The 22,779-nt window shown below is 65.7% G+C and carries 25 protein-coding genes; 13 read left to right on the plus strand and 12 right to left on the minus strand.

The window, feature by feature from the left end; translation table 11 throughout:
• Nucleotides 1-22 precede the first annotated feature (22 nt).
• From ACFXNW_RS03885 to ACFXNW_RS03895, 3 genes are read left to right on the plus strand one after another with little or no spacing between them, the layout of a single operon-like run.
• Nucleotides 23-985: an AAA family ATPase gene (locus ACFXNW_RS03885; protein WP_379415656.1), complete on the plus strand. Its 963-nt coding sequence runs from the start codon at nucleotides 23-25 to the stop codon at nucleotides 983-985.
• Nucleotides 982-2,256 (plus strand): DUF58 domain-containing protein, encoded by a 1,275-nt coding sequence (locus ACFXNW_RS03890; protein WP_379415657.1) that lies wholly within the window; start codon nucleotides 982-984, stop codon nucleotides 2,254-2,256. The genes ACFXNW_RS03885 and ACFXNW_RS03890 overlap by 4 nt, the downstream gene beginning before the upstream one ends.
• Nucleotides 2,253-2,717 carry a hypothetical protein gene (locus ACFXNW_RS03895; protein WP_379415659.1) on the plus strand — a complete coding sequence of 155 codons (465 nt, stop codon included), beginning with the start codon at nucleotides 2,253-2,255 and terminating at the stop codon, nucleotides 2,715-2,717. The genes ACFXNW_RS03890 and ACFXNW_RS03895 overlap by 4 nt, the downstream gene beginning before the upstream one ends.
• 111 nt (nucleotides 2,718-2,828) lie before the next feature.
• On the opposite strand, the gene ACFXNW_RS03900 is transcribed toward ACFXNW_RS03895, so the two are convergent.
• Nucleotides 2,829-3,764: a LysR family transcriptional regulator gene (locus ACFXNW_RS03900; RefSeq protein WP_379415661.1), complete on the minus strand. Its 936-nt coding sequence runs from the start codon at nucleotides 3,762-3,764 to the stop codon at nucleotides 2,829-2,831.
• A 159-nt stretch (nucleotides 3,765-3,923) separates the two neighbouring features.
• On the opposite strand from ACFXNW_RS03900, the gene dnaE reads away from it, so the two are divergent.
• The 3 genes from dnaE (at nucleotide 3,924) to ACFXNW_RS03915 (ending at nucleotide 8,243) form a co-directional block, all read left to right on the plus strand.
• Nucleotides 3,924-7,442, plus strand: a complete 3,519-nt coding sequence (gene dnaE / locus ACFXNW_RS03905; RefSeq protein ID WP_379415662.1) for a DNA polymerase III subunit alpha — start codon at nucleotides 3,924-3,926, stop codon at nucleotides 7,440-7,442.
• A gap of 154 nt (nucleotides 7,443-7,596) precedes the next feature.
• Entirely contained in the window at nucleotides 7,597-7,848 is a 252-nt protein-coding gene (locus tag ACFXNW_RS03910) for an AbrB/MazE/SpoVT family DNA-binding domain-containing protein (RefSeq protein WP_379415664.1), read from the plus strand.
• Nucleotides 7,845-8,243: a PIN domain-containing protein gene (locus ACFXNW_RS03915; protein ID WP_379415665.1), complete on the plus strand. Its 399-nt coding sequence runs from the start codon at nucleotides 7,845-7,847 to the stop codon at nucleotides 8,241-8,243. The genes ACFXNW_RS03910 and ACFXNW_RS03915 overlap by 4 nt, the downstream gene beginning before the upstream one ends.
• 6 nt (nucleotides 8,244-8,249) lie before the next feature.
• On the opposite strand, the gene ACFXNW_RS03920 is transcribed toward ACFXNW_RS03915, so the two are convergent.
• A complete protein-coding gene (locus ACFXNW_RS03920) occupies nucleotides 8,250-8,924 on the minus strand; it encodes a winged helix-turn-helix transcriptional regulator (protein WP_379415666.1) in 675 nt (224 codons plus the stop codon).
• A gap of 142 nt (nucleotides 8,925-9,066) precedes the next feature.
• Between ACFXNW_RS03920 and ACFXNW_RS03925 the strand changes: the two genes are divergently transcribed.
• Nucleotides 9,067-9,894: a class I SAM-dependent methyltransferase gene (locus tag ACFXNW_RS03925; protein WP_379415668.1), complete on the plus strand. Its 828-nt coding sequence runs from the start codon at nucleotides 9,067-9,069 to the stop codon at nucleotides 9,892-9,894.
• 215 nt (nucleotides 9,895-10,109) lie between these two features.
• Here ACFXNW_RS03925 and ACFXNW_RS03930 read toward each other — a convergent pair whose 3' ends face one another.
• Nucleotides 10,110-10,964, minus strand: coding sequence for an SDR family oxidoreductase (locus ACFXNW_RS03930; protein ID WP_379415669.1), 855 nt, complete (start codon nucleotides 10,962-10,964; stop codon nucleotides 10,110-10,112).
• Between the two features lie 62 nt (nucleotides 10,965-11,026).
• Here ACFXNW_RS03930 and ACFXNW_RS03935 point away from each other — a divergent pair, with 62 nt between their 5' ends.
• Nucleotides 11,027-11,434: a winged helix-turn-helix transcriptional regulator gene (locus ACFXNW_RS03935; RefSeq protein ID WP_379415670.1), complete on the plus strand. Its 408-nt coding sequence runs from the start codon at nucleotides 11,027-11,029 to the stop codon at nucleotides 11,432-11,434.
• 262 nt (nucleotides 11,435-11,696) lie between these two features.
• Here the strand turns inward: ACFXNW_RS03935 and ACFXNW_RS03940 are convergent, their stop codons facing one another.
• The 4 genes from ACFXNW_RS03940 to ACFXNW_RS03955 all read right to left on the minus strand — a co-directional run bounded on the left by ACFXNW_RS03940 (nucleotide 11,697) and on the right by ACFXNW_RS03955 (nucleotide 14,367).
• The gene (locus ACFXNW_RS03940) at nucleotides 11,697-12,242 is read right to left on the minus strand and encodes a dihydrofolate reductase family protein (protein WP_379415672.1); all 546 of its coding nucleotides are present in this window, start codon (nucleotides 12,240-12,242) and stop codon (nucleotides 11,697-11,699) included.
• Between the two features lie 121 nt (nucleotides 12,243-12,363).
• The gene (locus ACFXNW_RS03945) at nucleotides 12,364-13,272 is read right to left on the minus strand and encodes a LysR family transcriptional regulator (protein ID WP_379415674.1); all 909 of its coding nucleotides are present in this window, start codon (nucleotides 13,270-13,272) and stop codon (nucleotides 12,364-12,366) included.
• Nucleotides 13,273-13,294: 22 nt separating this feature from the next.
• Nucleotides 13,295-13,882 carry a hypothetical protein gene (locus tag ACFXNW_RS03950; RefSeq protein ID WP_379415675.1) on the minus strand — a complete coding sequence of 196 codons (588 nt, stop codon included), beginning with the start codon at nucleotides 13,880-13,882 and terminating at the stop codon, nucleotides 13,295-13,297.
• A gap of 44 nt (nucleotides 13,883-13,926) precedes the next feature.
• Nucleotides 13,927-14,367, minus strand: a complete 441-nt coding sequence (locus tag ACFXNW_RS03955) for a hypothetical protein (protein WP_379415677.1) — start codon at nucleotides 14,365-14,367, stop codon at nucleotides 13,927-13,929.
• A 152-nt stretch (nucleotides 14,368-14,519) separates the two neighbouring features.
• Here ACFXNW_RS03955 and ACFXNW_RS03960 point away from each other — a divergent pair, with 152 nt between their 5' ends.
• Nucleotides 14,520-15,140 (plus strand): TetR/AcrR family transcriptional regulator, encoded by a 621-nt coding sequence (locus tag ACFXNW_RS03960; RefSeq protein WP_379415678.1) that lies wholly within the window; start codon nucleotides 14,520-14,522, stop codon nucleotides 15,138-15,140.
• A gap of 447 nt (nucleotides 15,141-15,587) precedes the next feature.
• Here the strand turns inward: ACFXNW_RS03960 and ACFXNW_RS03965 are convergent, their stop codons facing one another.
• The gene (locus tag ACFXNW_RS03965; RefSeq protein WP_379415680.1) at nucleotides 15,588-16,031 is read right to left on the minus strand and encodes a DUF4254 domain-containing protein; all 444 of its coding nucleotides are present in this window, start codon (nucleotides 16,029-16,031) and stop codon (nucleotides 15,588-15,590) included.
• A 409-nt stretch (nucleotides 16,032-16,440) separates the two neighbouring features.
• On the opposite strand from ACFXNW_RS03965, the gene ACFXNW_RS03970 reads away from it, so the two are divergent.
• A complete protein-coding gene (locus tag ACFXNW_RS03970; RefSeq protein WP_379415681.1) occupies nucleotides 16,441-16,866 on the plus strand; it encodes a DUF4189 domain-containing protein in 426 nt (141 codons plus the stop codon).
• Between the two features lie 91 nt (nucleotides 16,867-16,957).
• On the opposite strand, the gene ACFXNW_RS03975 is transcribed toward ACFXNW_RS03970, so the two are convergent.
• Nucleotides 16,958-17,740, minus strand: a complete 783-nt coding sequence (locus ACFXNW_RS03975; RefSeq protein WP_379415683.1) for an ESX secretion-associated protein EspG — start codon at nucleotides 17,738-17,740, stop codon at nucleotides 16,958-16,960.
• A gap of 60 nt (nucleotides 17,741-17,800) precedes the next feature.
• The gene (locus ACFXNW_RS03980) at nucleotides 17,801-19,129 is read right to left on the minus strand and encodes a hypothetical protein (RefSeq protein ID WP_379415685.1); all 1,329 of its coding nucleotides are present in this window, start codon (nucleotides 19,127-19,129) and stop codon (nucleotides 17,801-17,803) included.
• An 80-nt stretch (nucleotides 19,130-19,209) separates the two neighbouring features.
• On the opposite strand from ACFXNW_RS03980, the gene ACFXNW_RS03985 reads away from it, so the two are divergent.
• Nucleotides 19,210-20,061, plus strand: a complete 852-nt coding sequence (locus tag ACFXNW_RS03985) for a DUF3558 domain-containing protein (RefSeq protein ID WP_379416287.1) — start codon at nucleotides 19,210-19,212, stop codon at nucleotides 20,059-20,061.
• Between the two features lie 14 nt (nucleotides 20,062-20,075).
• A complete protein-coding gene (locus tag ACFXNW_RS03990) occupies nucleotides 20,076-20,477 on the plus strand; it encodes a hypothetical protein (RefSeq protein WP_379415687.1) in 402 nt (133 codons plus the stop codon).
• Nucleotides 20,478-20,614: 137 nt separating this feature from the next.
• Here the strand turns inward: ACFXNW_RS03990 and ACFXNW_RS03995 are convergent, their stop codons facing one another.
• Both ACFXNW_RS03995 and ACFXNW_RS04000 read right to left on the minus strand, forming a co-directional pair.
• Nucleotides 20,615-20,821 carry a DUF397 domain-containing protein gene (locus ACFXNW_RS03995; protein ID WP_379415688.1) on the minus strand — a complete coding sequence of 69 codons (207 nt, stop codon included), beginning with the start codon at nucleotides 20,819-20,821 and terminating at the stop codon, nucleotides 20,615-20,617.
• Nucleotides 20,818-21,699 (minus strand): helix-turn-helix domain-containing protein, encoded by an 882-nt coding sequence (locus ACFXNW_RS04000; RefSeq protein WP_379415690.1) that lies wholly within the window; start codon nucleotides 21,697-21,699, stop codon nucleotides 20,818-20,820. The genes ACFXNW_RS03995 and ACFXNW_RS04000 overlap by 4 nt, the downstream gene beginning before the upstream one ends.
• A 413-nt stretch (nucleotides 21,700-22,112) precedes the next feature.
• Between ACFXNW_RS04000 and ACFXNW_RS04005 the strand changes: the two genes are divergently transcribed.
• Nucleotides 22,113-22,670 (plus strand): hypothetical protein, encoded by a 558-nt coding sequence (locus ACFXNW_RS04005; RefSeq protein ID WP_379415691.1) that lies wholly within the window; start codon nucleotides 22,113-22,115, stop codon nucleotides 22,668-22,670.
• Nucleotides 22,671-22,779 lie beyond the last annotated feature (109 nt).

The raw sequence follows: 22,779 nt of genomic DNA on the forward strand, positions 1-22,779 counted from the left end.
TTGAGCAAGTGCGGGTGGACAAATGACGATGCCTTTGGACGTGACCGTCCAACGCAGTGAGGCCGTGTTACGGGAGTTGTCCCGTGTCGTGGTCGGCAAACGAGACGAGATGCAGCTCATCTTGATCGCGGTGCTCTCGGGTGGGCACGTGCTGATCGAGGACCTGCCCGGGCTCGGCAAGACGCTCATCGCCAGATCGTTCGCCTCCGCGCTTGGCCTGGATTTCGCCAGGGTGCAGTTCACACCGGATCTGCTGCCCGCGGATCTGCTCGGGTCGACCATCTACGACATGTCCACCGGACGGTTCACCTTCCGTCGTGGCCCGGTATTCACCAATATGCTGCTTGCCGACGAGATCAACCGGACCCCGCCCAAGACGCAGGCCGCGCTGCTCGAGGCGATGGCCGAGGGCCAGGTCAGTATCGACGGTGAAACCTTCCCGCTGCCACAGCCGTTCGTGGTGCTCGCCACCGACAACCCCATCGAATACGAGGGCACCTATCCGCTGCCGGAGGCGCAGCTGGACCGGTTCGCGATCCAGCTGCGGCTGGGCTATCTGTCCGAGCGCGACGAAACCCAGATGATCCGGCGCAGGCTCGAACGCGGGGCGACCGTGCCGCAGGTCGGTCAGGTGGTGGACGCGAACGGCCTGATGGAGATGCGCCATTCGGTCGAGTTCGTCACCGTGCACCCGGACGTGGTGGGTTATGTCGTGGCACTCGCGTCGGCCACTCGTGGACATCCGCAGGTGGAGGTGGGTGCGAGTCCCCGTGCGGAGCTGGATCTGGTGCAGATGTCGCGGGCGCGGGCTCTGCTGCTCGGGCGCGACTACGTCATCCCGGAAGACGTGAAGGCACTGGCAATCCCGGCCATGGCGCACCGGATCACCCTGCGTCCGGAGATGTGGGTGCGCCGGATCAGGGGTGAGGACGTGATCTCGGAGTTGCTGCGTCGCCTGCCCGTCCCGCGCGCCGCCACGCCATGAGGCATCGCGACTCGAGCACCGCGCTCGAGGCCGAATTACAGTGGCGCCCCGCACCATTGGTCTACATGCTGGCCGCGTGCGCCGCGATCGCGTTGGTGCTGTCGATCGCGGTGAACAGCTGGCAGCTTGTGGTGTTCGCGGCGCCGCTGCTCGGGGTGCTCGCGACCGCGCCGTGGCAGCAGTCGCGCACCCGTATCCAGATCGACGGCGGCCCGACGCAGCGCTGCTTCGAAACCGAGGAAGTGGTGCTGACCGTCGCCGCATTCGTCGAGGAAGGCCACGCGCTGCTGCGGTGCACCCCGGAGCCGACCACCGGCCTGGAGATGGTCGTCGAGGAGGCCAGCGACTCCGGTGCGGCGCCGGCCGGGTTGCGGTTGGCGTTGTCGGCGAAACGCTGGGGCCGCTATCCGGTGGGGGTGCGGGTGTCGGCGTTGAGCCCGGCCGGGCTGGCGGTTGCCACGGTGCGCAAGCCCGCAGGGCAGCTGTTCGTCTATCCGATCACCGATCCACAGCGAATGCGGTTGCCGCGCACCGAACTTCCCGAACGCCTCGGCGTCCACCTGACCCGCAAACACGGCCCCGGTGTGGAGTACGCCGACATCCGCGCCTACGCGCCGGGCGATCAGCTGCGGATCGTGAACTGGGCCGTCAGTGCGCGTCGCGGCCGGCTCTATGTCACCGAACGATTCACCAACCGGGCCGCCGACGTCGTCGTGCTGGTCGATACTTCGCTGCAAGCGCCGGGCCCGGCGACCGATTCGCTGGAGCTGTCGGTGCGCGGCGCGGCGCAGGTGGTGCAGTCGACGTTGCAGGCGGGTGACCGCACCGCCATCGTCTGCCTCGGCCAGGACCCGCGCTGGCTGCGCCCCGATATCGGCCGACGGCAGTTCTACCGCATCGTCGATACCGTCCTCGATGTCGGCGACGAGCACATTCCGACCACCGGCACCCTCGCCCCGCATGGCGCGGTTCCGCTGGGCGCGATCGTCATCGCGTTCTCCACCCTGCTCGACACCCAGTTCGCTCTCGCCCTCATCGACCTGCGCAAACGCGGACATGTCGTGGTCGTGGTCGACGTCCTGCGCGGCACCCCGTTCGCCGAGGGCCTCGACCCGACGCTGGCCAGGATGTGGCAGCTCGAGCGCGCCACCATGTACCGCGATATGGGCACCGTCGGCGTCGACATCGTGTCCTGGCCGGAAGACACCCGTCTGGACCAGATCATGCGCCTGCTTCCCCAACACCGCCGAACCGTCCGGGTGCGCCGATGATCCGTTTCCTCGCTGTCCTTTCCGGTGTCCTGCTCATCGGCTCGATCACCTTGATGACGCCGTGGGCAGGCCTGCCCGCTGTTGCTCTGGTCGCCGCGGGCTGGTGGTTCCGCCCCGCCGCCGTCGCCGCCGTCCTGCTCGCCGTCGGCGTCCTCGCCTGGGCCGACTCCGGTGTACTCGCCGCCGCCGCAACAGGTCTGGTAGCCACCGCCTACCTGCTCAACACCGCCACCGTCACCGCCCCCGTTGGCGTAGTCCCCACCACCATCCCCTCGGTCACCGGCGCCGTAGTCTTCACCGTCATCGCGGGCGCCGCCGCCCTGCTCCCGTTCCACCAGGCCTGGGCCCCCGTAGCCGCTCCGATCCTGGTAATCCTCCTGTTCGGCCTGCTCATCCACAGCATTGCCCGCCGCCCTGGCAACGGCGCCGAAGCCGACCCCCAATCCCAGCCCGCCACCTGACCCGACCGTGCCGCCCACACCCGGTCCGTAGCGCGCCGCAGCCCGACGAGGGAGACATGAGACTGGCGAGCTCGGCGTGTCGTCAGTCTCATATCTCCCTCGTCGGCAGGTTCAGGGGGCAAAGAGGCGGTGGTCGGGTTGCGGAGCCCAGGTGGGGGTGGGGGTGTAGTTGGACTTGATGTGGTCGATGAGGTGGGGGAGTTCCGGGTGGGGGTTTCCGGCGGCCCAGAGGAGTGCATGGGGATAGGCCGGGGTCGGATCGATGATGTTGACGCGCCGTAGGTTCGGGTTCCACGGGATGTGCGAGCTTTCCCCGTCGAAGGTGGCCAGGGCAGGGGAGGCGGCGATGCGGTCGGCGATCTTGGGCAGGCCGACGAGTGGACCACTGGTGTCGATGGTGATCCCGCTGAACTCGGCCAGCCGCCGGTAGAAGTCGGCCCACTCGGACGGAATCGCCGCACCGGGCACCCACACCGGATGCGGCGTGATCTCGGCGAGGCGCACCGAACTGCGTCCGCCCAGTGGATGGTCTTTGTGCACAAGTAGATACAGCGGTTCCAGATAGGCGGGCGTGGCGCGGATTTCGGGCGGTAGCGGCGCCGGACCGCCGTGCGCGCGGGCGAAGGTGGCGTCGACGCGTCCGCTGAGCAGAGCGTCGCGCGCGGTGTTGATCGGGTTCGAGAAGACGATCTCGGCCTCGGATTCCGGATTGCTCCGCAGATAGAACCGCATGAGCGCCCCGGGCGCCAGCGCATCACCGAGAATCGCGACCCGCAGCGGACGCGGGGTATCGCGGACCGCGCGCTGCGCTTCGTCGACGGCGGTGAGCGCGGTCCGCGCATGCGGCAACAGCCGCATGCCCGCGCCGGTGGGCGTCGTCGCACTCGCCCCGCGATCCAGCAATACCACCTCGAGCTGCGCCTCGAGCTTCGCGATCCGCTTGGACACCGCCTGCTGACTGATCCCGAGCACGGCCGCCGCATGACCGAACTGCCCCTCGTCCACCACGGCGACGAACGCCCGCAACGCCGCCAGATCCAGTTCCATGGTTGACCTCCGATGACAACCAAAAGTTGTTGACAAGCCCGTTTCTGTTGTTCGACGGACACTCTATTCACTGGTCAGATGGTCTTCCAACGGGCCCGTCTAGAAATCAACGACAACCGAACCAAGGGCTCGCGACCACGCTTCAACCCGAGGACGACGATGCCGAACTCCTTCGTGCACCTGCACAACCACACCGAGTTCTCGATGCTCGACGGTATGGCGCAGACCGGACTGCTCTTCGCCGAAGCCGAACGCCTCGGCATGCCGGCCGTGGGTATGACCGACCACGGCAACATGTTCGGCGCCGCCGAATTCTTCCACCGCGCACAGAAAGCGGGTATCAAGCCGATCATCGGCATCGAGGCCTACGTGGCCCCTGAGTCCCGCCATTCGAGCACCCGCGTGTTCTGGGGCGAGCCGGGTCAGCGCTCCGACGACGTCTCCGGTTCCGGCGCCTACCTGCACATGACGATGTTCGCCCGCAATGCCACCGGCCTGCGCAACCTCTTCGCCTTGTCGTCGCTGGCGTCGTTCGAGGGCAGGCTCGGTAAATGGCCGCGGATGGACGCCGAGCTCATCGCCGAATACGCCGACGGCATCATCGCCACCACTGGTTGTCCGTCCGGTGAGGTGCAGACCCGCCTGCGCCTCGGCCAGTTCGAGCAGGCCTGCGACGCGGCGGGCCGCTGGCGTGACATCTTCGGCCCGGACAATTTCTTCCTCGAACTGATGGATCACGGACTGCCCATCGAGCGCCGCGTTCGCCGCGAGCTCCTCGACGTCGGTACGAAAGCCGGCCTCATCCCGGTCGCCACCAACGACTGCCATTACGTTGTGAAATCCCAGGCAGGCGCCCATGAGGCCATGCTGTGCGTGCAGACGGGTAAAACCCTGTCCGACCCGACCCGCTTCCGTTTCGACGGCGACGGCTACTACCTGAAATCCGCCGCCGAGATGCGCGAACTCTGGGACGACGAGGTCCCCGGCGCCTGCGACACCACCCTCCTGATCGCCGACCGCATCGAGCCCTACGACGAGGTGTGGCATGTCGCCGACCGCATGCCCGTGTTCCCGGTCCCCGACGGCCACACCGAGGACAGCTGGCTGCGCCATGAGGTCGATGCGGGCCTGCGCTGGCGGTTCCCCTCCGGGGTTCCCGAACATTACCTGACCCGCGCGGAGTTCGAACTGGACATCATCCGCGACAAGGGTTTTCCCGCCTACTTCTTGGTTGTCGGCGATCTGATCACCCACGCGAGGAAGGTCGGTATCCGCGTCGGACCTGGCCGCGGTTCGGCAGCCGGTTCGCTGGTCGCCTACGCCCTGGCCATCACCAATATCGATCCGATCGAGCACGGCCTGCTGTTCGAACGCTTCCTCAACCCGGAGCGCCCCTCGGCCCCCGATATCGATATCGATTTCGATGATCGCCGTCGCGGCGAGATGATCCGCTACGCCACCGAACGCTGGGGCGCGGACCGCGTCGCGCAGGTCATCACCTTCGGCACCATCAAAACCAAGGCTGCTTTCAAGGATGCGGCCCGAATCCATTTCGGCCAGCCGGGTTTCGCGCTCGCCGATCGCATCACCAAGGCGCTGCCGCCCGCGATCGCCGCCAAAGACATTCCGGTCTCGGGAATCATGGATCCCGGCCATGAACGTTACGGCGAGGCAGCCGAGGTGCGTGCGCTGATCGAGTCCGACCCGAATGTTCGCAAGATCTATGACACCGCCGCCGGTATCGAGGGCATGGTGCGCGGTGCGGGTGTGCACGCGTGCGCGGTGATCCTGTCCTCGCAGCCGCTGCTCGAGGTGGTTCCGCTGTGGAAGCGGCCGCAGGACGGCGCGATCATCACCGGCTGGGATTACCCGTCGTGTGAGGCGATCGGCCTGTTGAAGATGGATTTTCTGGGCTTGCGCACGCTCACCGTCATCGGCGATTGTCTGGACAATATCCGCCTCAACCGCGGTATCGAGATCGACCTGGACACCTTGACCCTCGATGACGAGCCGACCTACGCGATGCTCGCTCGTGGCGACAATCTCGGTGTCTTCCAGATGGATTCGGCGGGCATGCGGGAACTGCTGCTGCGCATGGCGCCCACCGAATTCAATGATCTCGTCGCCTCCAATGCCCTGTATCGCCCGGGTCCGATGGGTGTGGGCGCGCATTGGTCCTACGCCGACCGCAAGAACGGCCGCGAGTCGGTGACGCCGATCCATCCAGAGCTCGACGAGCCGCTGCGCGAGGTCCTCTCCGAAACGTATGCGCTCATCGTCTACCAGGAGCAGATCATGCAGATCGCCCAGCAGGTCGCGGGCTACTCCCTCGGCCAGGCGGATCTGCTGCGCCGCGCGATGGGAAAGAAGAAGCCCGAGGTGCTGGCGATGGAGTTCGAGAATTTCCGCAAGGGGATGCGCGACAACGGTTACAGCGACGCGTCTGTCACCGCTCTGTGGGAAGCGGTGCTGCCATTCGCCGGGTACGCCTACAACAAATCCCATGCCGCCGGCTACAGCCTGGTCATGTACTGGACCGCCTACCTGAAAGCGAACTATCCCACCGAATTCATGGCGGCACTGCTGACCTCGGTGCGTGACGACAAGGACAAGTCCGCGATCTACCTGGCCGATTGCCGAAAACGCGGTATCCGCGTGCTGCCGCCCGACGTGAACGAGTCGGTGACCACCTTCACCTGTGTGGGCGCCGATATTCGTTTCGGTCTCGGCGCGGTCCGCAATATCGGTGACCACGTCGTCGAGTCGATCGTGCGCGCCCGCGCGGCCGGTGAGTACACCGGCTTCTCCGACTATCTGCACCGTGCCGACACCGCCGCTTGTGGCAAGAAGGTGATCGAATCCCTGGTCAAGGCGGGCGCTTTCGACTCGCTGAGTTGCCCGCGCAAGGGGTTGTTTCTGGTGCACGAAGAGGCGGTCGACGCCGTGCTAGGCGTGAAGAAGGCCGCCGCGATCGGCCAGTTCGACCTGTTCTCCGACACCGCGTCCGAACCCGAATCGGCGTTCGACATCCCCGTACCCGACCAGGAATGGGACAAGGCCCAGCTACTGGCGTTCGAACGCGAAATGCTCGGCCTCTATGTTTCCGGCCACCCGCTCGACGAGGTGGCCCCTGCCCTCGCGGTGCTGGCCGATACGCCGCTCGGCACCGTAATTCAGGGCCGAATCCCACAGGGCCGCACAGTAACCCTCGGCGGCATAGTCGCCACAGTCGAACGCCGCGTCGGCAAGAAGGGCGACCCTTGGGCCATCGTCCGCCTCGAAGACCTAGACGCAGGCGTCGACATCCTCTTCTTCCCCGCCGCCTACGCCGAAGCCGCCACCACCCTCACCGAAGACGCCATAGTCCTGATCACCGCCCGCGTCGACTACCGCGACGCCCGCCTCTCCCTGATCGGCGCCACCGCCACCACCCCCGCTCTCATTGGCTCCGCTACCCCCATCACCCTCACCCTGACCGCCCACTCCTGCACCCCTGCAAAAATCCGCGCCCTCCGCGAAACCCTCACCGCCAACCCCGGCGACACCGAAATCCACCTCCTCTACCTGTCCCGCAAAGCCCCCATCCGCCTGGCGATAGCCCCCACCCTCCGCGTCAGCCGCTCACCCGCATTGTTCGGCGAACTCAAAGCCCTCTTCGGCCCCGACTGTCTTTCTTGACCGCACCATCCATTCCCTCCGGCGCAATGGCCCGGTGGTTGGGCCCGCTTGATGCGGGCGCAGCGTCGCCCACCAGCGGTACCACATGCGCATGTCGTGGTAGCCGCGGGTAGACGGAGGTATCCTTACCGTGTCGCTGTAGTAAGGAGTAGCCATGGACGCGTTGGCGCGGTTGACGTCGAAGGGACAGATCACGGTCCCGAAGGCGGTGCGCGACGCGCTGGACCTGCAGACCGGCGACAACCTGCATTTTCGAGTGGAGGGGGAAGTCGTCGTGCTGGCCAAAACACCGGATCTGCTGGACCTAGCCGGTAGCGTGCCGGTCCCGCCCCAGGTACAGGGGCGCTCATGGGAGGAGATCCGGGATGCTGCGTGGGTGCGGCAGTGGCAGGACCGGGAGCCGTGACCGTCTACCTCGACACGAATATCCTGATCCGCCACTTCACCCAGGACCCGCCGGAAATGAGCCGGCGCGCGACGGCTTTCCTGGCCGAATCGGAGTCCCTCTTCTTGCCGGATCTGATTCTGGCGGAGACGGTGTACGTGCTGCAGAGCGTCTATCGGGTGGCGAGGCCTCAGGTGGCTGCGCTGTCCCGCGCACTCATCGGTTCGCGCAATATCGCGACCGACGACCCGGCTTTGCTGATCCGAGCCGTCGACGTCTACGAACACCACCGGCTCTCCTTCGCTGATGCTTACCTGGTGGCGCTGGCGGAGTCCGACCCGGGCTCGCCGGTTGCCTCGTTCGACAAGGGGATCGGCGAGGTTGGCACCGTACGGCGGATAGAGCCCGGACCATAACGCCCGTCACGCGGGGCGGGGGACTGCCGCCATGGTTCCCTGGCCGAGCCACTCGGGGACGAGGCGGCGTACCTGATCAGGGGCGCTGATCTCGACGGTTCCGGATCTGATGGCCTCTGCCCAGGACTTGTCGCCGCGCCAGAGCCGGACGAGAGTGAGCAGGCTGGTGGAGATCGTTGCGGTCACGTCGAAGCCGGGGTCGTAATCGCAGACGTCGACGTCGCTGCCGGTGACCATCAGCCACCATCGCGAGGCTGTGGACGGTATGTCGTCGAAGCGGAAGCCGACGACGGTGCGGTCGCGGGGCCATCGTTCGACCGGGATGGTGCGGCGCATGTCCCACATCAGCAGGTGCGGATCCAGGTCCTGTGTCCCGAGCTGGCCGATCCACCGGATGCCCCACGCAGATAATGCCTCCACCACGCCGGCGAGTTCCTTGCCCGACTGGGTGAGGGTGTAGGTGGTCCGGCCCGCCACGACCGTCCGCTGTACGACACCGGCGCGTTCGAGGGTCCGTAGCCGCTTCGACAGCAGCGCGGGCGACATCTTCGGATTGCCGCGGCGCAGCTCGTTGAAGTGGGTGCTTCCGGCCAGCAGTTCCCGGACGACGAGCATCGTCCACCGCTCGTCGAGCACCTCCATTGCTTTGGCGACCGGGCAGAACTGGCCGTATGACGTCATCGCAGAGACCTCGATTCAGCTCCGATTACACACCCATTCGGCAGATGAGTACAGATCCAGAACCACTGCTGGTTCAAAGCTGGCACTGGAGCGACGCAGGCGTCAGCGAGATTCTGGAACCACCATCGGATGGGAGAACGCCATGACTCAGCACACCATTGCCGACGCCGACCGCGAGCTGAAGACCAAGCACCGCAAGATGTGGGCCCTCGGCGACTACGCCGCGGTCGCGACCGAAATCATCTCCGACCTGGGACCGACATTGGTGCAGGCCGGCGGCGTCGGACCGGGTGACCGGGTACTCGACGTCGCCGCCGGATCGGGAAACGTGGCGATTCCGGCTGCGCTTGCCGGTGCGCAGGTCGTCGCCAGTGACCTCACTCCCGACCTGCTCGCCGCCGGGCAACGCCTCGCCGCACGCAGCGGCGCCGAGCTCGAGTGGCGAGAGGCCGATGCGGAGGCGTTGCCGTTCGCCGACGGCGAGTTCGACACCGTGGTGTCCGCGGTCGGGGTCATGTTCGCCCCGCACCACCAGGCCGCCGCCGACGAGCTGACCCGGGTGTGCCGACACGGCGGCACCATCGCCCTGGCCAACTGGACTCCGGAAGGCTTCATCGGCCAGATGTTCGCCACCATGAAGCCCTACGCCCCACCCCCGCCTCCCGGCGCGCAACCGCCGCCACTGTGGGGAAACGAAGACCACGTCCGCGGGCTCCTCGGCGATCGGGTGCGCGATGTCGTGACCATCCGGCAGTCTCTCCGGGTCGACGACTTCTCGGACCGGTCCACATTCCGTGAATACTTCAAGTCGCATTACGGCCCGACCATCGCGGTCTACCAGAGCCTCGCGAACGATCCCGATCGTGTGGCCGCGCTCGACCAGGCACTGGACGACGTCGCCGACCGTTTCCGCGACACGAACGGCCGGATGGAATGGGAGTACCTGCTACTCACCGCCCGCAGGACGTAGTCGACTCAGCCGCGAATGCTGTGCGGGCGAAGTATGCCGCCGGGGATCCACGAGCAGTGCGACCAACCGACCCCTGATGGTCGATAGTCGAAGCGAGGATATCGAATTCGTCATACTGCTCGCGGAGCTCCGCCGCGAGCGTCAGTCGGCGATTACGCGCCATGGGCCTTTCTCAGTGTCATCCGACGATGATGGCATGCGAATCGCCCTCGTACTCAGCGGAAGTCGCCGACATGGTCGCGAGCCCACTGCGCATACGTCCGCGCAGGCGATCCGGTGACGTCCCGCACCGTCGAGGTCGGTTGCCCGGGTGCGTCGACCATCGAAGCGAGCCCGCCGAGAATGACGTCCGCGATTTCCGGTGCGATCCACTCCATTTCCGACTTGGCTTGCGTGGGTGTGATCTCCTCCCAGTTCAGTGGACGCCCCAGCGCCGCACCGATAGCCGCGACCTGTTCGACCCTGCTCAGCGGCGCGGAACCACTCAGCTCGTAGCGCGCTCCGGCATGGCCGTCGTTGGTCAGCGCACGCACCGCGACAGCGGCGATATCCGCTTCGTGCAGCAAAGTCATCGCCGCCGCACCGTATGCCCCGCGCACGACATTGCCGGCGCGGATCTGCGGCGCCCACTCGAGGGTGAGCGTCGCGAAGCCATACGGCCGCAGGAAAGTCCAGTCCAGCCCGGATTCCCGGATGGGCCGTTCGATGATCGCGTGCGCCCGGCCGATCGGGTTGTCCTGCTCGACGAGGTCATCGCGCACCGCGGCCGACGACAGCAGCACGATGCGCCGCGCGCGCTCCGCGATCACTTCCACCACCGAATCGGCGACGTCGGCGGACAGCATCGGCCACGTCATGTACACCGAGTCCACCCCGTCCAGCGCCGCGGCCACAGCATCCGGGCTCCGCAGATCACCGTGCGCGATCTCGACTCCCGCAGGCAGCGCTGCCGCAGCCGGATTGCGGACCAGTGCCCGCACCGCCACCCCGGTCGGCGCGAGCTGCGCAACGACCTGCCCACCGACGTGCCCGGTCGCCCCGATCACCAGAACTCGCTGTTTTCGCGTCATGCGCCGAACGTACGCAGGAAGCTTACGTGGAGTAAGGCCCTACCTGGAGGTAAGCTCATGCCATGGAGGTAGGTTTCCCGGCCGGCAAGGGTGCCGCCCCGACCCGCAGTGACGTATTCGACAGCGACTGCCCCGCCCGCACCGTCCTCGACAAGCTGACCAGCCGCTGGGGAGTCCTGATCCTGGCGGCTCTCTGCGACGGCCCCTTGCGTTTCCACATCCTGCGCGACCGCATCGGCGGCATCAGCGAGAAGATGCTGTCGCAAAACCTGCGCACCTTCACCGAATTCGGCCTCACCGAACGCACCGTCGAACCCACCTCCCCACCGAGCGTCACCTACACCCTCACCCCGATGGGCGTGGAAGCGGCAGCGCAACTGCGTGGCTTGCTGGGCTGGGTAGCCGCCAACGCCGAAGCGATCGCGGAGTTCCAGTCGGGCTCGGCGTCAGCCTCGAGCGCTCACAGCTGACCCGATCGCGTGTGCCTGCTGCTCGACCGCGATGATCTGTCGCTGCTGGGCCAGGACCGCGATGAGTTCACCGAAATCGGTACCGATTCCGGACAAAGCCCCCTCATTGTGGTCTCTTTTCGTTCACGAACCCCAGATGAGGTGACGGTGCGGACACCGACCTGACACCGTGTCAGGTCGGTGTCTGCCGGACCGGCGACAGTACTACCGCTCAGGTGTCGGGCCTCGGGTGATCACCGTTGGTCTCCGCTCGGCGCGAACGTCAGAGTGGAGCGAGGCGGTGTACGACGATGCCGGATTTGAAGGTGGTCGTCCCGAGCAATTGCAGGTGGGTGAGGTCGGGGTAGCCGTCGAAGAGCCGATCCCCGGAGCCTGCGATGGCCGGGAAGATCCACAAGTGGTACTCGTCCACCAGTTTGGCCTCGAGCAACGTGTGTGACAGCGAGCCGGTGCCGAACTTGAGGATGTCACGACCGTCTTGTTCCTTGAGGGCGCGCACCGCGTCGACGATATTTCCTTGCAGGACAGTGGCGTTCCAGGTCGTATCCTGCTGTGCGAGCGTGCGGGACGCGACGTATTTGGGTATCGCGTTGATTCGCGCCGCGTAGGGGTCATCGGCGGGCCGAGTGGGCCACACCTGCGCGAATCCCTCGTAGGTGTCGCGGCCGAGTAGGAGCGCATCGGCGCCGAACAGCAGGTTGGTCCCGTATTCGCTGTGCTCGTCGTCCCAGTACGGCGCGCCCCACCGGTGTGGTTCGCCGATCACTCCGTCGGTCGTGACGAAGGTGGATTCGATGATCTTGCGCATAGACAGCCTTTCGATCTTGTTTGGATGCTGACTCAGCATCGCCAGCTCAAACCCCTGCAACAAGCGGTATTTCGGCAACACAGCGCTAAACGTCGTGCAATGTCGGTCGCGCGCTCGCGCGTCACTGCGATTCCGCGGCTTGCGATATCGCGGCCTCGCAGATCGTCTCCAGGAACGACGGCACCAGAGGGTTCGATCCCAGAGCAGGCCACATGAGGCCGTAGTCGATCGGGGGCGCGTCGCGGAAAGGCACGAAGACCGTCCGCGGCCAGGCATGAAAGGCTGCGGACGCGAGCGCGACTGTACTGACGCCCACGCCCTGATTGACGTGAACCAGCACCTCGGCCCAGAAGTTCGCCGCGGGACCCCGTGGTATCGGTCGCCCGGTTGGCGTGCGCCGTGGAAAGTGGTGGTCCATCCAGTAGCGCGGAACGAGTTCGCCGACGATGGTGACCAGTGGCGTGTCGGACAGGTCCTCCAGTGACACCGACTCCTGTGCGGCGAACCGATGCTCTCGAGACACCAGCAGTGCTCGCGGTTCGGAGAAGAGGACGGGGCCGGTGGTGATATCGGGTTCGGCGATCGGGAACTCGGTGAGCTGCAAATCCACCGCGCCCGAACGCATGCGGCCGAGCGGATCGGTCAGCTGGATCTCCTCGATCCCGACAGTGATGTCCGGATGGCGGGTCTGGTAGGAATGCGCTGCCCGTGCGATCAGATTCCCGCACCATGGTGTGGAAAAACCCACCGTAATGGCACGTTTGACATGATCGCCCCGACTCGCGGCGAGCACGCTGGCCGCGATCTGGTCGTAAGCAGGCCGCAATTCGTCACACAGTTGCTTGCCCAGCGGTGTGAGTCGAACGGTGCGGCTGTTGCGTTCGAACAGGGGTGCGCCTATGCGGCGCTCCAGCTTTCGGATCGTTTGGCTGATGCGCGGCGCGCTCACGCACAGACGCGCCGCCGTTCTGCCGAAGTGCAATTCCTCGGCGAGGGTGAGAAAGGCCTCCAATTCGAGACGTTCCAGCATCGATGTACCCAGCCGTTTCGGTTCAGCCGTGGGCCAGTTCCTCGGCCATTCGGGCCGTGATTGTGGTCAGCACGCGGGCCGTGATCGCCAGGTCCTCGGGTGCGACCGCGCCGTAGGCGGCCGTCACGATCGCGCCGGATTCGGCGCGGACCTTGTCGGCGAGAGTCTTGCCCGCGGCGGTGGGCTCGACCGAACCGTCCGAAATGACGTGCAGCAGGCCGCTATCGAGCAGTGCCTGCAGGCTGGACTCGACATCGGCGGGATCCCACCGGGTGAGACCGGCTACCCGGGTGATGTGGGCGGCCCGCTCGACCGGTTCGGGTGCTGCCAAGGTCTGGTTCAGCACGATCCACTGCTTCTCGTCCAGGGTGGTGCCGGCGAGTGCTCGGGTCAGGACCGCGGCGTGGTGCTTCTCGGCCTGCCCGATGATCGCCGGGTTCAGGGTGGCCGGGGCGGCGGCGGACGGAGCCGATTCGGTCGTGCTCGCGACCGCGACAGTGGTGTTCGAGTGCGGCCCGGACTCGCTGGTCGCTTCGTTGCAGCCGGCGAGCAGTAGCGCCGCACCAACGACCGAGACCGTGACGCCGAAGGTGGCAGTTCTTGTGAACATTGTGAAACCCGTTCCTGTTCAGGTGCTTCGGATACCGATCGGGTTCAGGCGTGGGCCAGTTCCTCGGCCATGCGCGCGGTGATGGTCACCAGCACCCGGGCCGCGATGGCCAGTTCCTGAGCGGAAACCGCGCCGTAGGCGGGGCCCAGGATCTTGCCGGACGCGCCGCGCACCTGGGCGACCGTATCGCGACCGGTATCGGTGATTTCCACCTGGCCGTCGGCTGATTCGGCGAGCAGTCCGTCCTCGATCAGAGCGGTGACGGCGTCGGCGACAGTGGCGGGTTCCCACTGGGTCATCCCCGCGACCTTGGCGATGTGGACCCCGCGCTCGACCGGGCCGGCGGCCAGGGCCTGGTTCAGGGTGATCCAGCGCTGCTCGTTGAGCGTGGTGCCGGACAGGGCGCGGGTCAGGATGGCCGTGTGGTGCTTCTCGGCCTGCCCGATGATCGCCGGGTTCAGGGTGGCGAGGGCGGTGGTGCTCATGGCGATCTCCTTGTTCGGGGTGGTGCTCGGTTCGGGGGGGGGGGGCTCGTTGATGTCACCAATAATGACACTGAGTTCCATGCATGCGCAAGTCCCAATTGCGACTAAATTTCTTTCGTGCTGGAGGTTCGTCTTTGCGTTAGGATTCCGATATGCCGATCGACGACCGCGCTCTGCCGCTGCGTGAACGCAAGCGGCTCCGCACCCGCCGGGCTCTGGCCGACACCGCCCTGCGGTTGTTCGCGGAGAAAGGCTTCGCCGCCACCACCATCGAGGAACTGGTCGACACGGCAGAGGTCTCGCGCAGCACCTTCTTTCGCGCTTTCCCTACCAAGGAGGCCGTCGCCATCGAGGCCGAAACCGAGCTCTGGACGGGCTATCTCGACGCCCTCGCCGACCGCGAACTCACCGGGCCGGTCCTCACCGCACTGTGCGACGTCCTGACCGACGCCGCCGCCGCGCTCCCGGAGGACTGGGACGAGCGCTATCTCGCCACCCGCCGACTGGCCCTGACCGCACCCAGCGTGCTCGGCCATATCGACTACACCCGCTCGGGTGTGGAAAATCAGGTCGTCGCGCGGCTAACCGCCGAACTCGCGCTCCCGGAGGGTGATCTGCGGCCCCGTGTCCTCGCCGAACTGGCCACCACCGCTTGGAGCCACGCCGGCCGCGGTTGGGTCGCCGCCAGCGGCGCCGGTGGCCGATCCGACCTCGTCAACCGCCTGCACCGAGCCTTCGCCGCCATCCCTCTCGCACTCCAACTGTCAGCGTGATTCGGTCACCACTCACCCGCTGAGCCCTAGGGCGGTCATGTCGGGTCGCCTCGTTCAGCGCCAGTCAACCCGCTGCGAACCAACGACACCCCAGGCTGCCGTCAAGGATCCGAACGACCGTCGGTGTGCACCGACAAACCCGACACGTTCCTGAAGCCAGCCGCACTCGCACAGATCTGGGTGCACGTTCACCGGCCGGATTCGCCCCTGTGGAGTGCTCCGGTACTTCACACTGAGCCCTGCCGATCGACTCGGGATCGCGATCATGCTGTGCACGCTGCCGTGGCTGGGGTTCGTACCCGACCGCGTGGTGACCGCCCCGCCGGTCGCGGTGGCGGTGGCGCGGCTGGCCGAACAACTCTAGGTCGACCCCACCGAGATCGGTACCTACGGCCGCCGCGCCCAGACCCGCACCGAGCGCGCATCTCGGCGATGGGGCAGCAGTGTTCAGGGTGGCCCTGGTAGACGACGACGGCCGGCCGCCACTTCCGATGCCAGATCGTCGTAGCCGACGGCGAGTTCGGCCAGCCGCTCCCATGCGTCGCCGAGGTCGTTCGACGCGTCCGCGAGGGCCGCGTAGGCGTCGGCGGTGTATTGCGCCAGCCGGTCGACGATCGCGCCGAGGGTCTCGGTGTGCAGCCGGGCAGAGCCGGGGGTCGGCGGCAGTTGGACAGTGACCCAGCCGTCGATATCGCGGACCAGCCGCCGCCGTTCGGTATCGATACTGTCGATCGCTTCCCGGTCGGCGATCGTCTCGCGCGCGCTGCACAGCCGGCGTTCGTGCAGCGCGGTCAGCTGATAGGCCAGCCGCAGCATCGGATGGTCGGTGTATATCTGGGTGCGGCAGGCGTGCAGGAGTCGATGTTTCTCGGGCAGAGGGTGATTCGACACTGCGCCAACGAAACACTGTCCGGTCGAGACCGAACCGCGATTTACCGAACTGTGCGCGTATTACCTGGTCGATGCCCGCCGCAAGGTGTCCGCGTGATCCCTCGGGCCGGTGCGGACCGGGTGGCCGGCATCGTCCTGATACCGGCCCGCGCGGGCGACCGTGGCCGCTGTACCGACACAGAGCTGTACCGAGTGGCGGCAATCCTGATCTCGAAGAGGCGGGCCTCGGACTCGAAGCTGTTGGCGACTGGCCGGTACCGCAGCGGGTCAGGCGGCTGATCGGAATTAACCGGCCGACAACGATACCGGCTTTCGGCGAATACGGGAGATGAATTGCCAACTTCTCAGAAAGTTGTAAAGATACTGCGACTCCGGTTCCGGAGGTTTGTTCGAGCGGAAAGAACATTCGATGAGCGTGTTGAACAAGGTCGGCTTTTCCATGGTGGCGTTCGGCCTTGCGGCCGGGTCTGTGCTGGGCGCGGGGTCGGCGAGTGCGGCGGGGCAGTACGCGGCGATCGCGTTCAGCGGCCAGACCGTGCTGTACGGCGTAAGCGTCGACGAGCCGAGCGACGAGGCTGCGCGCAACGCGGCGCTTGCCAACTGCGGTCAGGCCGACTGCCAGGTGATGACTTCCTGGGCCAACGGCTGCGGTGTGCTCGTGGAGAACAAAGAAGGTGTCGCTGCGGCGTCCGGCGCGAACCGGGAACAGGCCGAGCAGGCCGCGTTCCGGAAGCTCGCGGAGGTCCACCCGGCCGCGCTGCTGGCCAACGTCGGCTCGGCCGACCTGAGTGGCGCCAAGGTTGTCGAGGTCGTCTGCACCGCCAACGCCCGCTGACAGGCGTAAATCGGCGAGCCCGGACCCAGCTGGGTCCGGGCTCGCCGCATTGAGATCGCGGGTTCTCCAGCGCTATCGGCGGTCCGCCGGCCTACCTGCGCGACCGCAGGTATTCGTCGTGGTCGCGGTCTTCCCGATAGAACCGCTGGGTGATCGAGATCAGCCGGCCGATCTCGTTGCCGAGCGCAGCAGGACTGGCCGGTTTCGCGATGATCGGATCACCGGTTTTGACGTAGTAGCGCCCGTCTTCGTAATCCATCCACCAGAAGCTGCGGCCGAACGCGGGCCTGGCGTCGACGGCAGGCCCGGGGAACACCATGATCTCGCCGAACGCCTTGCGGGTGCGTTTGAACACCCGGTCCAACTGCTGGGTGATGCTGGCTTCACCGTGGCCGCGCACATGCCGCGAGCGGTCGGCGTTGAGGTCCTCGCGCCGCACCTCCACCGGCGGCGCCGTCCCCGCTTGCGCGGTCGGCAGCGCGGCAAGTGCTTGCGCCGGAACCTCATCGGCCGCGCAACTGCGGACGATGACGTCACCGCCGATGTCATCGGAGGTCCCCGCCAGCTGCACCAGCGTCGCCCCCGAATAACCGTTCACCGCACCGTGGAACCGATAGGTCGTGCCCGACCCCTTCTCCCCGAACCCCTTGATCTCCACCCGCGCCTCGGGTTCGCGCAACACCTCGAGCACCCGCATCAACTCGACCGAGTAGAACCCGTCCAGCAGCTGCGCCACCGCCGCCTCACGTTGCATCCGCAGATCTTCGAAGCTGTCCGCGACCGGTCGATACCGGAGGGGATAAGGAAGCCGATCGGAACCGTAAGCGGACCAGAGGATCTGGAATTGCAGCCCCGTGAAACGCCATTCACTCATGACGGCCTCCCACCAGCGATGCGGGGCACGGTAGGTCGATTGTGCGTTCGCTCATCTGGATCATTCCCCGCCGATCACCGGTGGGACGGTCTTGGGCATCGCCGCCAGTCCGGTGAGTTCATCACCGTGTTCCTGGGTGACCAGGTACTCCTTGATCCCCGACTGCCCCGACTTCTCGTCGTCCTGACCGCCACCACGACCGGCGCCACCCATACCGCCCATCGGCATACCGCCCATCCGGCCGGCCCCCGCCGCACCGGACTTCCCGGCCGACGCCGCAGCAGGCGTCGACCCGACCTGCGGTGTACCACCACCGGGCAAACTGCGCCCCGCACCAGGAGTGCCGCCGCCGCTGGAAGATCCACCGCCACCCGATCCGCCGCCGCGCCCGGGGAACCCGGAACCACCACCGGAACGTCCCGAACCGCCCGGGGTGTATCCGGCGCCGGTGGGTGTTCCGGTCGTACCCGTAGTCGCCGCCTTACTCGTATCGGTTGGCGTGCTGGTGGTTTGAGGCGTGCTCTGTGTATCGGTGCTCGCCGAAGTAGTGCTCGGCTCTTCCGATTCCGTGGTGGTCTCGCCGCCGGTCTCCTCGCCACCACCGGTCTCGCCGGGAGTACCGCCGTCGTTCCCGCCGCCGCTGCCGCCGGTATCGCCGCCCCCGCCGTTTTCTTCTTTATTGCCACCGGGACCGGGCGGAACGTACGGATTGCCGCCGCCGTCATCCACGACCTTCGGCGCGGCGGGGAGGACGGGGACGTTGTGGTCGGTTTGATTCGCGACCTGGCCGTAGACGGTCCGCAGAATGCGTCGACCCTCGTCCTCGGCTTCCTCGGTGGTGTAGTCGCCTTCTTTCATGATCCCGTCGGACGGAAGAACCTTGCCGTCCAGGTCTTTCGGTGGTTCGGCAGTGGGCATCAGAGCTTTCGTCTGATGCAGGCCGGTGACCATTTCTTTCAGCTTGTTTCCGACGAGGTGGGCGGCAATGTGTAGCGGTTCCGTGCGCGTCGTGTAGTCATTCACGCCCTTCACGGCTGCTTCTGCCGAGTCGCCAGCCCATGCGGTCTTACCATCCGGACCGGTAGCCACGGACTTCTGGAACTCGGTATTGAACGCTGATGCAGCGGCTTCGATGTCCTTGCTGATCTGCCACCAGGCATCCCCCGCGGCATCAACGATGTTCGGCTTCATATCGTTGACCTTCTGCACCATCTGGGCGAGGGTCATCGAATCGTAGTCATCAGGCCCCTGAATCCGCGGGTCCTCGTAGTCACCGTCGAATTTGGAGGCTACGAACAGCGTGCCGACGTAGATCGCCGACCGGTCGTAGTTCCATTGCCGCTGCGCATCAATGACCTTGCGCCGGTACTCCTCGATGTCGTCGCTCATCCCACCCCGCCTGATCGTGCATTGGTCGATACACGCTACCAACCGGGGGTGCGGATACACCATTGGCCACCGCACAGGAAATGCCGTCTCGCGTAGGGCGCGCGAGGTCGCACAGGGTATGGCGAGGTCGAGCCGGTTTTGACCTACGAGACGTTGCCGCAAGGTGTGCGACCTGCGCCACGGAGCGAAGCTCCCGGGGTTGTTGGGGGTGGGGGTGGACGGTAGCGTGCTGGGGAAATGTGTCGCCACGGCCCGTGACGGGCGTGCTCGGTGGCCGTGTGGGTACAGAAGGGGGCTACGTGTCCGTGGACAACAGAAGGTTCCGTCGCGCTGGTCGGGTGCGGGGGGCTGTGCTGCTCGCGGCAGCCGTGCTGGGGGTCGCCGGGTGCTCGGGGTCGACCGAGGGGTCGCCGACGGCGGTTGAGAGCGTGGCGGCTAGCCCAGAGAGCGGTCAGACTTCGGGTGCAGGAAGTGCTGCTGCTAGCACCACCGCAAAGTCAGAGGGTGCGGGTCTTTGGGATCCATGTGCCATGCCGGAATCGGCGATTGGAAGCACCGGCATGGACGCAGCCTCCAAGGAGTCGGGTATCGCCAACACGGACTTCAGTGAAGCAGGCTGGGAAGCCTGCAAGTGGCGGGCAACGGATGGTTGGTACTGGTTGACCGTCTTCTCCGGCACGCCGACGCTGGACGAGGTGAAGGCGCGTGAAGGGTTCACGGACTTCGCTCCTCTGACTGTCGGTTCGCGTCAAGCGGTTCAGTATCGCCCGGAGGGCGCCGGGAACGATGTGAGGTGCACCGTCGCTGTCGAACTGCAGCAGGGCGTAGCACTGTTTGCCGCAACGGCACGTGCATCGACCGGAGCCAAAGAGGACATGTGCGTGGTTGCGGGCCGCCACGCCGCTGATCTGGCAGACCAGCTGCCTGAGTAGGTACGGGGAGTGCGATGAGTGTCGTTGATTTGGGCGGCGTCGACCCAGGCGTATGGCGTGGCTTGCTGGGGCAGGCGAATGCTGGCGAACTAACGCTGGACCGGGATGTGGGTAACGCGCTAAATATCGCCTGCGAGAACTACCTATTGAAGTTGGATGGCATCTTCACGAAGACTCTCGACGTTCGAGAAGTGGAGGGCTTCGGAGGGTTCGAGTCCAGTGCGGCTCTACAGACAAAGTTCACGGAAAAGGCTACCGGCACAACCCAGTCCATCGATGCGGTTATCCGTGAGCACATCGAGACGGTCAAGCTGATCCAACAGGTTGTGGCCAAGTCGATTGCGAACCTCGAAGCAACGGACGATGGCACCGGGCAGAAGGTTACGAAGACTGGGCAGGACCTCCCGCAGGGATAGAACTGACTGCTTGCCGGTGGCCTAAGGGTTTGACGTCGTAGCGCGATCTGAGGTGGGGTGATCGCGACCGTAAGTTGGCGGCAATAGCGGAGCGCGGCCCCTGGACAATCGATTGTCCAGGGGCCGCGCTCTGTGCACTAGCGATGGTTGAACTTGCCGCCCGCCACTCCGGCAGTAAAGGCATCCCACTCGTCTGGGCAAAAAACGAGCGCGCCCTCCGTCGGATTCTTGGAGTCCCGGACTCCGATCACGCCCGCATCGAGGAAGGCGACTTCGACGCAGTCCTTGGAGGCATCGCTACGACTGCTTTTGAACCATCGGGCGCCGGACAGGTCAACGTTCACGTTAGAAACTCCTTTGCTACCTGCCGAAGCAGGCCCCTGCTGTCCACGGCATCCAGCGAAGCATCTTGGAATGCCTTGTAGACCTGATGATACCGGTGTACATCCTTCGGTTTCTCCAGATACATGTCACCGGTGTAGGCGGGTACATACACGACCGGTGGCTCTGATGGCTTCCCGGGTCGGCTGGTTCCGAACTCGAGAATCGTGAACTGTCCGGTGCCGTGACCGCCGGGTATCCCTGCGTCATGAGGCAAGATGTGCACCGTCACGTTCGGGCGCGTACTCACGTCGGCGAGCCGTTTGAGCTGCACACCTGTGACTTTCGCGTTGCCGATAATCCGCCGCAGCAGAGACTCCTGCAACACGACGTCGACCGTCACGGGCCGCCGCTTCCGGGTGACGATCATCTGCCGGTACTGCCGCATCTGCACACGACGCTCGTGCTCGGCTGGCGACTCCTCCGGATGCCCCTCTCGAACCAACGCCCGCGTGTAATCCGCAGTCTGCAAGATCCCCGGCACCAACTCCACGTGGTACGAGATGAACCGCTGCGCAGCCGCTTCCAACCCCATGTACACGTCGAACGTCTCGGGGATCAGATCCCCGAATTCATGCCACCAGCTCAGGACGTTGGCTTGTTTCGCGAGCCCGACGAACGCCGCCACGTGTACTTCGGGGACGTCGTACAGTTCGCATGCCGCTTCCACATGGCTGAGGTTGACCTTCCCGTTCTGTCCGTGTTCGAGCCGGTACAAACTGCTGGAGCCGATCCCGAGTAGCTCGGCCGCTTGTGGCTGGCTCAGCCCGGCGCGGGTGCGCCAGTCCATCAGGTAGCGCCCGAGTTGGCGTCGCGGCAAAGTGGATCCGGTGTCCTGCATGGAGTCCTCCCCATTGAGGGCGGGCCGATCGACCCGCAAACGGGTAGAGCAATGACGCTGCGGTGGGAGACATCCTGGGCATTTACACCACTCGGACCGTCCGGCCCTTCGCCCAGCACACCGCGCCCACCACAGATGGTTCGCTGATCAACACCAGATACCGCCCCGAACTCAATATAGCACCACCACATCAATCGGAAACCATTCTTCCGCAAAAGGATTGGAGGTCAACCGAGGAATATTCAACCGTTGAATATTCCGCGACTGGCGATGTAACCGGTTGTCATAAACAACTATTCGGCGACCGGTCGCCATTCGGAACTTGTCGGGCCCACCCGATAGAGTCGGGATCACCAGCGGCGCACCACAGCGCCGCTTCGCTGATCGCTACTCGACAAGACAGGAGCCTTGGGGTGGGATACGGAATCATGGCGTATTCGGTCGAGGTGAAGCATCTGCTCGCACCGTCCACATTCACCGCCGAGCCGGAGGATTTCTTCGACTGGATGACGCAGGTGCATGCGCATGCCCTCGGCGAGCCCGCCACCCACACGGCTCTACGCGAGCTGTTCTTCGCCCAGGAGCCCACCGGTTCCGAGGGCTGGGCCTACGGCTACGCGCTGAAGGTGCTGTGCGAAAGGTTCGGCGGCTGGCTTCCCAACAGTCACTGGTGCCCGGTCCGCTCGTCGTGGTTCGACACCGTCGGTGAGGCCCTCCGCGCCCTCGGCATCACCTTCGACCCCACCGACCTCATCTACTCCGGCTCTCCGGTCTCGCTCCCGCCGATCGACGACTTCCCCTCCATCGGCCACCTCACCCTGGCCGAACTGAAACCCCTCGCCGAATCCCTGAACGCCGCCGACCTCTCCACCCTCGAGGACAGATACCTGGTCGATTCCATCACCGAACTGCGCGGATGGATCAACCACTGCGTCGAAGGTGACACCGACCTGGTCTGCTTCTACCACTGACCCAGGAGCGCGGGAGCGGGGTTCGAGAAATCCTCGACAACCGTATCCACCAGCAGGTCCGTCCAGAACATTCCGCGCAGAAAGTCGCTGTTGTTGTGCGGGGTAGTCG

This window comes from Nocardia sp. NPDC059180 (assembly GCF_042754945.1).
Taxonomy (GTDB): domain Bacteria; phylum Actinomycetota; class Actinomycetes; order Mycobacteriales; family Mycobacteriaceae; genus Nocardia.

Excerpts from the sequence above, each read along its gene's own strand:
- ACFXNW_RS03970 (WP_379415681.1), top strand. The coding sequence starts at position 16,441 with ATGAGCGTGTTGAACAAGGTCGGCTTTTCCATGGTGGCGTTCGGCCTT.
- ACFXNW_RS03945 (WP_379415674.1), bottom strand. The coding sequence starts at position 13,272 with ATGCTGGAACGTCTCGAATTGGAGGCCTTTCTCACCCTCGCCGAGGAA.
- ACFXNW_RS03930 (WP_379415669.1), bottom strand. The coding sequence starts at position 10,964 with ATGACGCGAAAACAGCGAGTTCTGGTGATCGGGGCGACCGGGCACGTC.
- ACFXNW_RS03935 (WP_379415670.1), top strand. The coding sequence starts at position 11,027 with ATGGAGGTAGGTTTCCCGGCCGGCAAGGGTGCCGCCCCGACCCGCAGT.
- ACFXNW_RS03985 (WP_379416287.1), top strand. The coding sequence starts at position 19,210 with ATGCCGTCTCGCGTAGGGCGCGCGAGGTCGCACAGGGTATGGCGAGGT.
- ACFXNW_RS03960 (WP_379415678.1), top strand. The coding sequence starts at position 14,520 with ATGCCGATCGACGACCGCGCTCTGCCGCTGCGTGAACGCAAGCGGCTC.
- dnaE (WP_379415662.1), top strand. The coding sequence starts at position 3,924 with ATGCCGAACTCCTTCGTGCACCTGCACAACCACACCGAGTTCTCGATG.
- ACFXNW_RS03950 (WP_379415675.1), bottom strand. The coding sequence starts at position 13,882 with ATGTTCACAAGAACTGCCACCTTCGGCGTCACGGTCTCGGTCGTTGGT.
- ACFXNW_RS04000 (WP_379415690.1), bottom strand. The coding sequence starts at position 21,699 with ATGCAGGACACCGGATCCACTTTGCCGCGACGCCAACTCGGGCGCTAC.
- ACFXNW_RS03980 (WP_379415685.1), bottom strand. The coding sequence starts at position 19,129 with ATGAGCGACGACATCGAGGAGTACCGGCGCAAGGTCATTGATGCGCAG.
- ACFXNW_RS03900 (WP_379415661.1), bottom strand. The coding sequence starts at position 3,764 with ATGGAACTGGATCTGGCGGCGTTGCGGGCGTTCGTCGCCGTGGTGGAC.
- ACFXNW_RS03940 (WP_379415672.1), bottom strand. The coding sequence starts at position 12,242 with ATGCGCAAGATCATCGAATCCACCTTCGTCACGACCGACGGAGTGATC.
- ACFXNW_RS03925 (WP_379415668.1), top strand. The coding sequence starts at position 9,067 with ATGACTCAGCACACCATTGCCGACGCCGACCGCGAGCTGAAGACCAAG.
- ACFXNW_RS03920 (WP_379415666.1), bottom strand. The coding sequence starts at position 8,924 with ATGACGTCATACGGCCAGTTCTGCCCGGTCGCCAAAGCAATGGAGGTG.
- ACFXNW_RS03955 (WP_379415677.1), bottom strand. The coding sequence starts at position 14,367 with ATGAGCACCACCGCCCTCGCCACCCTGAACCCGGCGATCATCGGGCAG.
- ACFXNW_RS03885 (WP_379415656.1), top strand. The coding sequence starts at position 23 with ATGACGATGCCTTTGGACGTGACCGTCCAACGCAGTGAGGCCGTGTTA.
- ACFXNW_RS03975 (WP_379415683.1), bottom strand. The coding sequence starts at position 17,740 with ATGAGTGAATGGCGTTTCACGGGGCTGCAATTCCAGATCCTCTGGTCC.
- ACFXNW_RS03990 (WP_379415687.1), top strand. The coding sequence starts at position 20,076 with ATGAGTGTCGTTGATTTGGGCGGCGTCGACCCAGGCGTATGGCGTGGC.
- ACFXNW_RS03895 (WP_379415659.1), top strand. The coding sequence starts at position 2,253 with ATGATCCGTTTCCTCGCTGTCCTTTCCGGTGTCCTGCTCATCGGCTCG.
- ACFXNW_RS03890 (WP_379415657.1), top strand. The coding sequence starts at position 982 with ATGAGGCATCGCGACTCGAGCACCGCGCTCGAGGCCGAATTACAGTGG.
- ACFXNW_RS03910 (WP_379415664.1), top strand. The coding sequence starts at position 7,597 with ATGGACGCGTTGGCGCGGTTGACGTCGAAGGGACAGATCACGGTCCCG.